The 13,023-nt window shown below is 40.5% G+C and carries 14 protein-coding genes; 3 read left to right on the forward strand and 11 right to left on the reverse strand.

Annotated elements, in window-relative coordinates; translation table 11 throughout:
- Positions 1-76 precede the first annotated feature (76 nt).
- Positions 77-304, reverse strand: a complete 228-nt coding sequence (locus ACKVDP_RS11605) for a YdbC family protein (RefSeq protein WP_409229033.1) — start codon at positions 302-304, stop codon at positions 77-79.
- A 137-nt stretch (positions 305-441) separates the two neighbouring features.
- Here ACKVDP_RS11605 and ACKVDP_RS11610 point away from each other — a divergent pair, with 137 nt between their 5' ends.
- Positions 442-1,092: a TraX family protein gene (locus ACKVDP_RS11610; RefSeq protein WP_409229034.1), complete on the forward strand. Its 651-nt coding sequence runs from the start codon at positions 442-444 to the stop codon at positions 1,090-1,092.
- A gap of 2 nt (positions 1,093-1,094) precedes the next feature.
- Here ACKVDP_RS11610 and ACKVDP_RS11615 read toward each other — a convergent pair whose 3' ends face one another.
- Entirely contained in the window at positions 1,095-1,322 is a 228-nt protein-coding gene (locus ACKVDP_RS11615; RefSeq protein ID WP_409229035.1) for a MoaD/ThiS family protein, read from the reverse strand.
- Positions 1,323-1,397: 75 nt separating this feature from the next.
- Positions 1,398-2,909, reverse strand: a complete 1,512-nt coding sequence (locus ACKVDP_RS11620; protein WP_458306247.1) for a catalase — start codon at positions 2,907-2,909, stop codon at positions 1,398-1,400.
- Between the two features lie 184 nt (positions 2,910-3,093).
- Between ACKVDP_RS11620 and ACKVDP_RS11625 the strand changes: the two genes are divergently transcribed.
- Positions 3,094-3,324, forward strand: a complete 231-nt coding sequence (locus tag ACKVDP_RS11625; protein ID WP_409229036.1) for a 4Fe-4S binding protein — start codon at positions 3,094-3,096, stop codon at positions 3,322-3,324.
- 64 nt (positions 3,325-3,388) lie between these two features.
- Here ACKVDP_RS11625 and ACKVDP_RS11630 read toward each other — a convergent pair whose 3' ends face one another.
- From ACKVDP_RS11630 to ACKVDP_RS11650, 5 genes are all read right to left on the reverse strand, one after another.
- Positions 3,389-5,230, reverse strand: coding sequence for a hypothetical protein (locus ACKVDP_RS11630; protein ID WP_409229037.1), 1,842 nt, complete (start codon positions 5,228-5,230; stop codon positions 3,389-3,391).
- A 116-nt stretch (positions 5,231-5,346) separates the two neighbouring features.
- Positions 5,347-7,260 (reverse strand): trypsin-like peptidase domain-containing protein, encoded by a 1,914-nt coding sequence (locus ACKVDP_RS11635; RefSeq protein ID WP_409229038.1) that lies wholly within the window; start codon positions 7,258-7,260, stop codon positions 5,347-5,349.
- A gap of 217 nt (positions 7,261-7,477) precedes the next feature.
- Positions 7,478-7,936, reverse strand: a complete 459-nt coding sequence (locus ACKVDP_RS11640; RefSeq protein WP_409229039.1) for a hypothetical protein — start codon at positions 7,934-7,936, stop codon at positions 7,478-7,480.
- A gap of 47 nt (positions 7,937-7,983) precedes the next feature.
- Positions 7,984-8,439 carry a hypothetical protein gene (locus ACKVDP_RS11645; RefSeq protein WP_409229041.1) on the reverse strand — a complete coding sequence of 152 codons (456 nt, stop codon included), beginning with the start codon at positions 8,437-8,439 and terminating at the stop codon, positions 7,984-7,986.
- 33 nt (positions 8,440-8,472) lie between these two features.
- Positions 8,473-9,294, reverse strand: coding sequence for a hypothetical protein (locus ACKVDP_RS11650; RefSeq protein WP_409229042.1), 822 nt, complete (start codon positions 9,292-9,294; stop codon positions 8,473-8,475).
- Positions 9,295-9,441: 147 nt separating this feature from the next.
- On the opposite strand from ACKVDP_RS11650, the gene ACKVDP_RS11655 reads away from it, so the two are divergent.
- On the forward strand, positions 9,442-10,143 hold the full coding sequence (locus tag ACKVDP_RS11655) for a hypothetical protein (RefSeq protein WP_409229043.1): 702 nt from the start codon (positions 9,442-9,444) through the stop codon (positions 10,141-10,143).
- A 21-nt stretch (positions 10,144-10,164) separates the two neighbouring features.
- On the opposite strand, the gene ACKVDP_RS11660 is transcribed toward ACKVDP_RS11655, so the two are convergent.
- The 3 genes from ACKVDP_RS11660 to ACKVDP_RS11670 all read right to left on the reverse strand — a co-directional run bounded on the left by ACKVDP_RS11660 (position 10,165) and on the right by ACKVDP_RS11670 (position 12,936).
- Positions 10,165-11,235 (reverse strand): hypothetical protein, encoded by a 1,071-nt coding sequence (locus tag ACKVDP_RS11660; protein ID WP_409229044.1) that lies wholly within the window; start codon positions 11,233-11,235, stop codon positions 10,165-10,167.
- A gap of 108 nt (positions 11,236-11,343) precedes the next feature.
- A complete protein-coding gene (locus tag ACKVDP_RS11665; RefSeq protein WP_409229045.1) occupies positions 11,344-11,802 on the reverse strand; it encodes a DUF456 domain-containing protein in 459 nt (152 codons plus the stop codon).
- A gap of 192 nt (positions 11,803-11,994) precedes the next feature.
- A complete protein-coding gene (locus ACKVDP_RS11670) occupies positions 11,995-12,936 on the reverse strand; it encodes a D-aminoacyl-tRNA deacylase (RefSeq protein WP_409229046.1) in 942 nt (313 codons plus the stop codon).
- Positions 12,937-13,023 lie beyond the last annotated feature (87 nt).

Here is a 13,023-nt window from a genome sequence, read left to right on the forward strand (position 1 = left end):
TATTTGTAATAAAAAAAGTCTGAATTTCCTAAACTCACTAAAAAACCACTGTATCAAGACCTGATACAGTGGTTTTTTAGTCTTCAAGATTCAGTTGATTAAGAATGTCCCTAAGTTTTCTGATCTCATCCTTATTGAATGTAACTCCCTTACCCATCTTCTCATGATCGGGATCCCATTCCCTTATGTCATACTTTGCAGGATAGTTGTTCCATGAAACCATGTTTATTTCTTTTTTCCATCCTCGTGGAGACTCACTTATCTCTCCAAGCCTGTCTGTTATTTCAAATTTGATTTCTGCCATGAATTTGCTACCTCCTGTTAAATTTATTACTTAAATTATTATATCAGCTAATTGCTCAACAAGGTATTATATCTAGAAGATTTTTGTTATAATCAAATTACTCTAGGAAAGCGGTGATCTGATTGAATGGACTCATATTGAAACTAATTGCTCTATCCACCATGATAATTGACCATTATGGTGCAATTTTTCAGCCTTCGGAGATGACATTCAGAATGATTGGAAGGCTGGCCTTTCCAATATATTGTTTTCTGTTGGTCGAAGGATTTTTACATACAAGCAATGTAAAAAAGTATGCCTCTCGATTGTTTGCTTTTGCTGTTATATCTGAATTACCCTTTGATTATGCTTTTTACGGGGGACTTCACTGGGGGCATCAGAATATTTTCTTCACCCTCTTTATTGGACTTGTGGCTATGTATTTCATCGATAGAGAGGATGTGCAGGAAAATGCAACTCCATTAATAGCTGTTGGAGCTGCAGCTGCAGCAACATTCCTGGCAACTGATTACAGCTTCATCGGTATTATTTACATTCTTGTATTCTATTACAGCAGGAATCTACCAGCAATCAGAAGGATGAGTCTAGTTGCAGGCATGGTGTTTTTAACAAACCTGGTTTCAACGGGATGGATCCAACAGTATTCACTTTTGTCCCTTCCTATACTTCTGACCTACAATAACAAACCTGGCCCAAGGATCAAGCCTCTTCAATATGCTTTCTATTGGGCATATCCTCTTCATCTTGCCCTATTTGCAGCAATTAAATTGGGATATGTGAATCTATAGCATCATCCTCCTCCAATAGGCTGTAAAAGAAGTATTTCATCTCCCTCCTTGAGGCTCTTGTCCAGGGAGGCTTTTTCTTTGTTCACCAATACAGTCAAACCCTGAATTTCTATTGAATTCATATTCTCCAGGTACTCAATTACCTCCATTACAGTTGCATCCCCATGGATATGCAGCTCTGTAGGGGCTTCAATATCAATAACTCCCATGAATTTTAGCTTCACCTTCATATTGACACCTCAATTCTCATTAAGATGCAATGGACTTTCCAGCCCATTGCATCTAGTTTACCACAACTCTAAATATTACATCCAGTCAGTGAAGTCAATCTCCATGCCCATTGCCTTGGCAACTCCCTTTCCGTATTCCGGGTCGGCGTGGAAACAGTTCTTGATATGTCTAAGCTTTATCATCTCTTCAGAATCGCCCATATTTCTCGCGGTATTTTCAAAAAGAACCTTCTTCTGCTGATCGTTCATGAGGTTAAAAAGCTTTCCTGGCTGTGTGTAGTAGTCATCGTCATCTTCACGGAAATTCCAACGTGAAATATTTCCATCAGCCTTCTCCTCAGGAAGCTCATGCTCCTTGTATTCAGTCCAGTTACCATAGCTGTTTGGCTCGTAATGCAATTCGGAGCCAAGGTTGCCATCAACTCTCATCATCCCATCCCTGTGATATGGATGGACATTCTTTGCATTCTTGGGAGCATTCACTGGTATCTGGTTGTGGTTAACACCAAGTCTGTACCTTTGAGCATCTCCATAGGAGAACAGCCTACCCTGCAACATTCTATCCGGAGAGTATGATATCCCTGGTACAAAGTTTGCTGGATTGAAAGCAGCTTGTTCTATTTCAGCGAAATAGTTCTCAGGGTTTCTGTTAAGCTCAAAATATCCCACCTCAATCAGCGGAAACTCTCCCTTGTACCACACCTTGGTAAGGTCAAACGGGTTATAAGGCATGTTCTCCGCTTCCTCAAGGGTCATAACCTGAATGAACATTGTCCATCTAGGGTAGTCACCTTTTTCGATTGCTTCATAAAGGTCCCTTCCATGGCTTTCCCTATCTTTCCCTACCAGCTCTCCAGCTTCTTCATCGGTCAAATTCCTTATCCCCTGTTGTGTATGGAAATGGAACTTCACCCATACCTTCTCGTTGTCTGCGTTGATCATTGAGTATGTATGTGATCCAAATCCATGCATGTTCCTGTAGGATAATGGAATTCCCCTGTCACTCATTGTAATGGTGACCTGATGGAGAGCTTCCGGTAGTGAAGACCAGAAATCCCAGTTTGTATTAGGACTCCTAAGGTTGGTTCTTGGGTCTCTCTTCACTGCATGATTCAAGTCTGGGAACTTCAGGGGATCCCTAAAAAAGAAGACAGGTGTATTGTTTCCCACCAGATCCCAATTTCCTTCCTCAGTATAATACTTCATTGCAAAGCCTCTTATGTCCCTTTCTGCATCAGCAGCCCCTCTTTCTCCTGCAACCGTCGAAAACCTTACTAGCATCTCAGTCTTCTTTCCAATTTCAGAGAACATTGCAGCCTTAGAGTATTTAGTAATGTCATGGGTAACTGTAAAAACACCGAAAGCTCCTGATCCTTTTGCATGCATTCTTCTTTCAGGTATTACCTCTCTGTCAAAATGAGCCATCTTTTCCATAAACCAAAGATCCTGAAGAACTATTGGTCCCCTTGGACCAACTGTCATTGAATCCTGGTTGTTTGTTACAGGAGATCCAGCAGCAGTTGTCATTCTGGAATCTTTGCCCTTAACATCATTCTTACTGGTTATTTTCTTATCATCCTCTTTCATAACAAACCTCCTTGTCCATTGCCTCTTTGAAAATCATCAAGAAATGTTCTTTACTTTATTACCCTGTTAAATGAACGGTGAAACTGAAGTAGTTCCAATATTAAGGTCTTTCACCTAATTCATTTCTTTACTTATACCCCCCACGGGTGTATAATCTAATGGAACTAACTTTTGGAGGTGTAGCTTGAAAAAACAGAAAAGAAGCAACAATAAAAGCAGCAGTAAATCAAAAAAAGCAAGAGTCATTGAAGCAAAATGCGACAGATCTCCCTTCTGTCCTGTAAAAAGGGTCTGCCCAACCGGTGCAGTTGAAAGGGCTGGCTTTTTTATGGGAAAGGTTGTAATTAACGACGAAAAATGTATTGGTTGCGGAAGATGTATTCAGGTATGTCCACATAACGCAGTTTCATTCTAGGTACTTATGAAGAAGGCTCACCAAAAGGTGAGCCTTCAATTTTCTGTAAAGAAGTACGACTAAATCATTTTTCTTCAATATACATCCCCGACAGCATAAACCATTGATTCTTCCTGTTATTGGTTGTATCCAGACCTATTTCAAGATTACCAAATACCACCAGGACCTTGAGCTCATCTGATTCCATTACAAAGCTCATTTCTTCAATGCTGGCTTCCACAGGAGCCCTAGCGCCCGGTGGATATCTCTCAACTATATCCTCGAAGAAACCCTCGAAATCACCTTCCAGAATCAGCTCTCCATCAAGCTCAACATTCAACTCAGGATTTCCCTCCTTGGTTGATATCCAAGATATTGAATAGGTTCCTCTCTTTCCTTCTATCTCAGTCCTTACTTCCTCACTTCCATAGTAGTCCCTGAAGCTAACAGCCCAATCATAGTCGTCAATCTCCACAACTCCGGATTGGAGAACGAGATTTGTGCTCAGATATTGACGTGGTATTTCCATATCCGACTCAGGCCAGGTTTTCTTAAAACCAAAGGTATTCTCAAACTCCTTGTCATTATAAATTTCATCATCAAACCAATCAGGTAAATTTTTATTCTCCCTGTAGGAAAGGAAGCTTACAGCATCTGTAATATCCTCCCTGACTTCCCTGCCAGGCTCTGTTGTGGCTGGAACGATTTGTCCATTCTGAAGCATTCCTTCTGATATGAGGACCTTCTCCAGTCGGTTTATCTGATACTTTACTGGTAGAGCATGGTAGCCAACCACCGGAAGTACTGCTATAGCTGCAATGAGACTTCCAACCAGTGCAATTTTCCTGTGTGATTCCTGCTTCATGAAAATCAGGAGCAGTACTGAAATTACAGTGAATATCCATACCATTATAAAATTATACTCAATAGTCTTCAATCCCGTGTCATTAAGCTGAACAATAAGCGCCCATGCTTCAAATGCCAAAATAACAAGGGCAGTGAACGGATAAATCTTCTTGAAAAAGTTAACAAGGCCGTTATCCTGTCTTGTTACCATTATGTGGAGCCAAATCCCCCCAAGGGCATAGCTTGCTGCTATCCCTGAAAGTCTGATAAATGAGGATCCCACTCCGGACATGACCGTTCGAACTGTCCACAACAACAATACCAGCGTTAAGGCAAGCAAAATGGGAACCAGGATGTATCCAAGCAAGACCTGAACAAACCTTGGCTGTTCCTGAAGCTCGTGTCTTCTTGGATCCTCGACATCCTTCCTGAAATCAGGAAAATAGCCAATAAATATACTGAAGGTCATAAATCCCGCTATGACAGCTATATATTGAAATACCTTATTGCTCATGTCGTTATATAATAGGGCCTGAATGGCTCCAGCCACTCCTGAGGCTCCCATCATAAGGACAGCTCCATACAGTGCAGCTACAACGAAGGCCTTGTGGGTCATGAAGAATGACCTTGCAAAATCTGACTCCTTCCTTGGAAATGATGCCAGATAAACAAATACTACCAGACCTATTGCAATTGCAATGGATGCTCTGGACTGTGATATTGAAGAAAGGTAGCGGTACTCCGTATCCAGTCCGATTTCTCCAAACAGATACAAAAGTATAAATGTCACTGCCGTAACTGCAAATCCAAATATGTTAGCAGCTGTAAATGCTTTACTGGTATTGTACCTGCTCTTTGACCAGGTGATTGCCGTTAGGCTCCATATTGCACCCACTGCCATCCCCCATTGCAGAGAATTGAGCAATATGCTGTATTCCCGCTGAATCTCCCAATCCATATGAATTTTAACAATTGATACCAATGCGAACAGAAGAGCATTTCCCATTGCAGAGGGATATGTCTGAAAAGCCTCTGCCGCTCTTCTGAATACTCCTGAAATCGCAGATTTAAAATTGTTCATTCTAAAAACCTCCAGACTAAGTCTGTAATCATTTACACTATATTTATACCCGCATTAAAACATTAACCAGTAAAGAAAATAATCTATTAGAAGTGGTCTCCACTGCTATTTTACTTCTAGAAGCTATATGGTCCATACCAAGTGATGTAGACTCCTGAGTTGTTTGCAACATTAATGAGTGGATACTCCGCTTCCCAAAGACCAATAAATTGGTCCCTTCTTATGCCATCCGGATTAATGTAGTTACCTTCAAGAAAGTGGGGGTATTCATCGTAGAGTCCAAGGTATAGGACCGTCAATTCAACATCAGTCTGTATAAGATCTGCATACCTTTCACTAACTGTTTTTAGCCTCACTGCAATCCCACTAATTACGTCAGAATTTGCAGCCAGCATTTTTTCAAAGCCATCCTCATTAACATATGCATATATTCTGGTTATCCTATTATCGCTGGTTCTTTGTACATCGTATCCCTCAAAATCAATCAGGGTACCTTCGGCACTTATTGAAGGCAGATTCTGTATAAGGTCGTCAAAAACATCGCTTTCCGACATTCCTTTGAAAAGAGACAGATAGTTGGAATGATTCCTATCAGAAATCACTCCATCCTTGACTGATGACACTGAAAACATTATTCTTGTCCCTTCCTTATACTCACCCAAGGGAATGTTAATTTCATTTCTGTATTGCCATCTATCGCTTCCATTTTCATTTAAAACCTTCTGGAAGTTTTCTCCACCGTCAACAGACTTAAAGATCAGGAAATAATCCGCATCCATCCAGTCCCAGCTTAGAGATATCTCCTGGGCATTGTCCTGTCTAGCTGTAATGTTGATAGGTGGATTTAGGATCTCCTCAGCACTGTTGAACTCATCTATTGTCATGCTTATTCCAGTATCCAAGGATTTAAGGGTGTTTACTGGCTTTGCAAAGCCAAGGCTTTCCACTCCGTACATCCTAGCAAACACTATACCAACAGCCCTCCCATATTCATCAATGAGAGCCCCACCACTGCTTCCTTCACTTAATGGAATGGTTACTTGTATTTCATCGTTGGTGACTCCGCTAATAATGCCCTCTGTTAGAATGTTTCTGTATCCAATGGGACTACTTATTGAGTAAACCTTCTGTCCCTTAACAAGCTTCGAAGAGTCCCCCAGCTCCATAGGCTTTATAGAGGTGTCCTCAACGGACAAAACCGCAAGGTCAAGGCCACTATCGAATCCTGCAACTCTGATGTCACCCTCGTATGTGGAACCGTCATCATACCCTATGGTAATTTCCTGTGCTCCTTCAATCACATGATAATTAGTTGCAATTTTCCCTGGTGCAAAAAAGAAACCACTCCCGTAGCCAAAATCTCCGTTGTCATAATGGGTGAAAATTTGTACGGCGCTTTTGGAAAGTGAGCCTATCTCCTCTGAAGTAAGTTTTTCATCTCCACCATACTGATCAAAAAGTCTTACAACAAGGGCAATCGCCTGCTCTCTGGTGGTTTCAAGCTTTGGAGCAAATGTGTTTGAGCCGATACCATTGATTATTCCGTTCTTGCTCATAAAGCCCACTTCATTTCTGAACCACAAGCTTATTTCAGCTCTGTCTGAAAAACCGATTGTGAAGGTTCCCTGTGTCAGTGCAGGATCGACTTTTTCCAGGGTTCTGAAGAGCAAAGCTGCTATCTCTTCCCTTGTGATAGTTTTCGCAGGTCTGAATGTACTGTCTCCATAGCCCTTTACTATTCCAAGGTCATAAGCCTTAAGCACCTCTGGATTAGATGTGTCTGAAAATGGATTCTCGGATTGGTTCCTTGCTACTTTTCCTGATAATGCCTCGTAAAGCCTGATCGCCATTTCAGAGAATTCCTCTCTGGTAATCTTGTTCTGGTAATTACTCATTAGATTTATAGGTACGAGATTATTATCCTTCGCCCTTTCAACTTCAGGAACAGCCCACTCACTGGGAGCTGCCATAGACTGGGTTGATCCAATAACCATTGTAAATATCAATAGTAAAAATAATAACTTTCGCATTTTTGCACCTCTTCATCATTTATTCCACCATGAGGAATACCCACAGTAAAGTGAATCCACCCAAAAAAAATGGAGCAAACAGGATTTCATCATCTATTCCCATTATACTCCATATTCACACTGAATATTCAAATTTACACAAATTTTAACCACATTGTAATCTGTGTGAAATTCCACACTATTTATTTAAAACCTCTTTGTTGTTTCAATAATAAAATCAGATTACCTTGTCCTGCTTCTTGGCCAAGGCATCCTTTGCCGAACCTATTAAAAGTCCTATGGACATCCCTATGGGTATCCCAATTGCAAGGTTGTCAAATGTTGTAAGCCCTAACACGACGCCTATACTCACTCCAAGCGACATCCATAAACCAGTGTTTTGACCCATTTGTATTAGCTCATGATTCTTGTTCAAGTGGGCCACATATTTACTTTTCCTTTTAAAATGGTCTTTTAGAAAGTCCTTGTCTATTTCAGCATCCCTATCATTTAGTTTTTTAAGGTACAAGTCCATATCCTTTAACATAGCCCTGCACTCACTGCACTCATCTGAAAACTCATCAAATCTTATTGACAATCTTCGAAGGAGCCTATTGTCAAGCTTTCTTAAAATCTGTTTGTTTTGAGTTTTCTCTAGAACATCTATTGATTCATTGATCCTTTCATATGCTGGCATTCATAATCCTCTTTTCTCTGTTGACGGGTGTTTAACCGACTTAGGCTCTAGATTCTACTTCTTTTTTTCATGATATAGTTTTCAACCAAAAGACCTATCAAATATCCAAAAGCTCCTCCTGCAACTGTATAATAAAGAATCTTGCTGTTAATAAGACCCAAAGTTACACCTATGGCAATTCCCAAAGGTAAGTAGATGCTCATGAAATGACCCACCCTGTAAAGTCCATGCACTTTTCTGAGATGCTTAAGCATCCGTTCCATAAGCTTATCATGCCTTTTTCTCATTGCTTTGTCTGTTTCTCCATGATTGTCCATAAGTTCCTTAAAGTGAGGTTTTGCTTCATCCAGGAGACTCTTGCATTCCTGGCATTTCCCGGAAAGGGAATTCAACCGGATAATCATTTTTTCAAATAACTCCAATTCGAGAACAACCTTTTCCTTCTCCTTTAACGAACTTGATAACTGAGCAATATCATTTTGCAAGTCCCTCTTCGCTTTCATCAACTCTACCTCCATTGTTTTCATAATCAGAAATTAATTCTTAAAAATTGCACTTTGGGGAAGTATCTTAAGTATATAATTCCCAAGCTCTTCCTCCACTTCCCTATAGATTTCAGTGTTTTCCCTTAATTCTTCCTTCTTCTCCTCCAACCATTCCCTGTCCTTGAGCAGATCAACCATATCAAAAGGAAAGTTAGTACTCATCTCTTCAATTTCAGACTCCACCCTCCCCAGTGTCTCACTAAGAGCCTTCACTCTATCCTCCAACCTGTAAAAGCCCACTTCCTGCAATCCATAGGATGGAATACCTTTCTCCAGAACTTCCTTGAGGGATCTCATGGTGGCAAGGTCTGATGTTTCATATGTCCAGACAATTTTTTCCCAATCCAAGCCCTGATCTGATGAGACTTCTGAATTTATATCCGGATGGAGCTCCAGAATCATACCCTCATATATTCTATCTAAATCTCTCTCTTCCTTCAATGAAAGCCTCTTGTCTGCTTTAAGAATGTTTGCGATTTCTATGTCCTTTTCCATATTCTTAAGCTTAAGTTCATTCTCTTCAAACTCCCTGTCCAGCATGTGCTCTATAAGAGATATATCCACTTTTTCATCATTGTCCATCAGGTTATGGATGATTTCAATCTTTCTACGCATTCTTAAGAGATTGTTTTCCACCTTTAGGAACTCGTACTCCAAGGACCCGACTTCCATGACATATTTTGTTTTGTAATCAACATAGGTGTGGTAGCTCATGCGGTCTCTTTTCTTGATTGCCTTTGCTGTTTTTTTCCTCAATCGGTCATATTTATCCAAAAGCTTTTCCATATACCTTTGATCATTGGCACCAGACATTTTCTCACCCTCTTCCTAAGCATTATGCTGTTTCAATTATACCACATGAATCATGACAAATCACCATGGCTTGATGGTATTGAATATGTGAATGACCATGGGGTATATAATTTTTGAGTTATTAATTATGTTAAGGAGGATGTACAAATGAAAAGATATATATTTATAGCTGGATTGATTATCGTACTATCATTGTCATTTGTTGGCTGTAGCAAGGAGATTCCTGTGGAAGCCGAGCCTGAAGCTGTGGAATCCGAAGGCCCTGAAATGGCTGGAAGTGAATCGCAGGCTGATGAAGAACCTCAGGAGGAGCAGGAGGAAAGACTACTATCGGCAAGCTATGCAGATATAATGATGGGAAACAGGTACACAATGAGATACCGTACTATCACAAATATCGAGGGGCAGGAGTACGAAGCAACTGTAACAACTGCTGTGGATGGAGATAATTTTGCCACTGTATTTAACTCGGAGCTAGCCAACAGCACCACGATCCAGATGGACGGCAAGCTCTATTTAGTAATGCATGACCAGAGGATGGTGATGGTGTTTCCTGAGGATACGGACCAGGCTGCTGAGTTTGACGTAAACGAAAATGAGGTTCTGGAAACTGATGGAATGGAATACACCCAAAGCGGCACTTCTGAGTTCATGGGTGAAACAAGGAGATATGAGGAGTATGTGGTTGAAGGTGGTACAATCAGATACTATTTTGATGATGAAGAATTAATTGGGATGGAGATGAAGGGATCCGATTATGAGTCAATCTGGTATGTTGAAGATTTCAGAGACTCGGTTGATATGAGCCTTTTTAAGGTTCCTGAGGATTATACAATCTTTGAGCCCTAAAAAAGTACCACAAAAGCAGAATCAAAAAATCTGCTTTTGTGGTATTTCTTCTACATATGAGTTCTCAGTTTTTATTTCAATAGTTCTTGATTCAGCATCCCAGGTAACCCCAAAATCAATTAATCCAGCAATGTCTCTAAGTTTGAAATAGTTATTTCCACCTATGTTATATGCCAATAGGTCTATTTCCTCACTGTTGAAGATAACTGGATCATTGTTGATGAGTCCAAGGCTATCGACTGAATCCCTGGATTCCATTTCTCCACCAACCAATGTGTATGGTCTCCCCCCTAAGATTTCAATGGTTCTATCTTCCTCAATCCAATTGACATCAAATTCTTTTTGTGACTGATTCAAAGCATAGGCAAGGTCCCTAAGCTTAAAGAAGTTATTTCCCTCTATGTTGTAGGCATCAAAAGATATTTCTTCACCATCCAAAAGAATCCTTGTGTTTGAAGGTATTGCCTCCACCATTTCCGGAGCCTCAAACATTTCATCCAAAGCATCAGGAGCCTCCTCAGATTCTATCACCTTTAAAAAAGCCTCTGTTGCACCCATTGTCCCTTTGATCCTGAACATCACATAATATTCCCCTGGCTCATCAATGACAGTCTTTGCTCCAGGAAGGTACTCAAGCTCCTGATACTGAAAATTTTCAAGATCTTCAATGTCTATAGTTGCCTCTTCCAGTAGGTCTGGATCATATTTACCAAATATGTTTTTCTTTGCCCCTTGCATCGGTACCATTGCGGAAACCTCTCCACTTACTTTCAGCTGCTCCTCTGGATTGTACCCATATAGTCCATCCTCTGACATTTTAAGCCTGTAGGTGCCAAAGCTTGATCCCCCCTCATTTTCAACTACGATCTCAACAGGAATCTCAGCAACAAGACCAGCATCAAAAGCAATGTCGATTGTCGATGCATCAAAGGTTTCTACTACATTTGACACTGTGAAGTCAGTCACATCCTCAGAATACCCCATGACTTTATGAAGGTCCCCTTCAGCCTGTACATTTCCAGAGCCTACACCTAATATAATAATCATAGATAACATGACACCCAAGCCCTTCAATTTGATAAAACTTGTCATACAGAACACTCCTTTATGTAATCCGTTATTGTAATACAATTATACCAGAACCAAGCCATGCTTTGCCAAAAAAAATAAAAGCCGGAAATCAATCCGGCTAATTATGCTTCAAATTTGAATACCTTCATTTTTTGCGTCCCTATCAAACTTGGTACCTATTCCAATTCCAACTATTGCACCCAACAAGACGCCAGCGGATATAAGGCTCATAAAGAAATATCCGATAACAGCTCCAACTCCTGCTCCTGCTGTCATGTATCTGAACATATATTTACCCTTTCTTATCAGGTCATGTTCATCTTCAAGATAGGATTCAACATCCCGCCTTACCTTTTTCATTGCACGGATATCTGCCCTTTTTAGATCGCCTTCCTTTTCCTTGATTTCCTTTATTGTTGAGGACATGTCCTCCAAGAAAATGCTGCATTCATTATAATCGTTGCATAAATGTTCCATTCTATTCACTATATTCGAGTAAACCTGCAGCTCCAGCTTCTTTCTGGTATGCCTGTCCAGGTTGCTTGCCAATTCCCATAAATCAGTTCTTATTTCCTTGTATATGCTCATCACATCACTCTCCTCTTCACACTATGTATCCTTCATAGTCTTTCTAAGGAGATTATACCCAATTTATATTCACATATATCAATTTATTGGCATTTTTGAAAAGTTATTTCTTTGTCAGATATCGTTATATCCCTGTCAATTGCTTGTTTGTAAATTATCATGACCTTGTGCCCAAGACACACCCCTGTGAATCTACCACTTGACTTCTTCCGGTTTTCGCAGGAACTGGTGCTTAAAAACCGGAATCCCCAGTGCCTCACCCAGGTTCCTCAGCTGCTGCTTATATGCTCCCTTCAACCCATCATGCATGGCAATGCCATGTATACCTCCTTCAATCGAGTCTACACATGCGCGCAGCTTTTCAATGCCGGATTCATTTTCATATTCTCCCGATACCAGCCATTGGTTAGGTATTATGTGGGAAATACCAAATGCGCAGCCATCCCATTTTTTGAACACTTCACCTGAAAAACCTCTTTCAAAATGAGTTCCACCTACACATAGTATGTTCCTCAGGTTCAAACCATCATCCTCAAAAATCTCCAAGAGAGACATTGCAAGTGCCCTTACAGCATTTTCGTTTTTCCAGCTTTCCTCCCCACTACCAATTTCAATATCCATAATTGGTACCTCATACTCCAATATGGCTTCAGGACCAATATCCCCGTATACTATCCCCGACCAATGGGTTGCCTCTGTTGTCACGAAAAAATCAACAAGATTTTGATCCCTTCTGTTTTTTTCAAGTGCAACCAATAGGTTATGCATAAATCTTGGATTGGCTTTTCCAAAACTTCCTGTCTCCACATCACCGGTTGTATGTACCGACAGAATTCCGTCAGGGGCATTTTCTCCCTCGTGCCATGTTATGAGTCCGGCCACGTGGTAGTCAGAAAACCTTTCCTTCATTATAGGGAGATATCTTCTATAGTCATGGCAAACCACCCTATCAGTCCTTACAAAATCAAATATGCAATTGTTCTCGTCCACATGTCTCATAACAGGCTTACCATCAACCAGTATCTCAAGTTCTTCCAGTTGAAGACCTTTTTCAAGGACCTCATAGACCCGTCTTGCCACATGGTCAACATTTTCCTCTGTTGCAAGATAGTACACTACCTTTTTATTTTCCATTTAAATCATCCTTTCTGCTGAAAAGATTCCCCATAACGAGCATCTGTCAATGCTCTTGATAATATCCACTTTATTGACAGCTATCAA

The organism is Gudongella ferriphila, from assembly GCF_046224405.1.
Lineage (GTDB): Bacteria > Bacillota > Clostridia > Tissierellales > Tissierellaceae > Gudongella.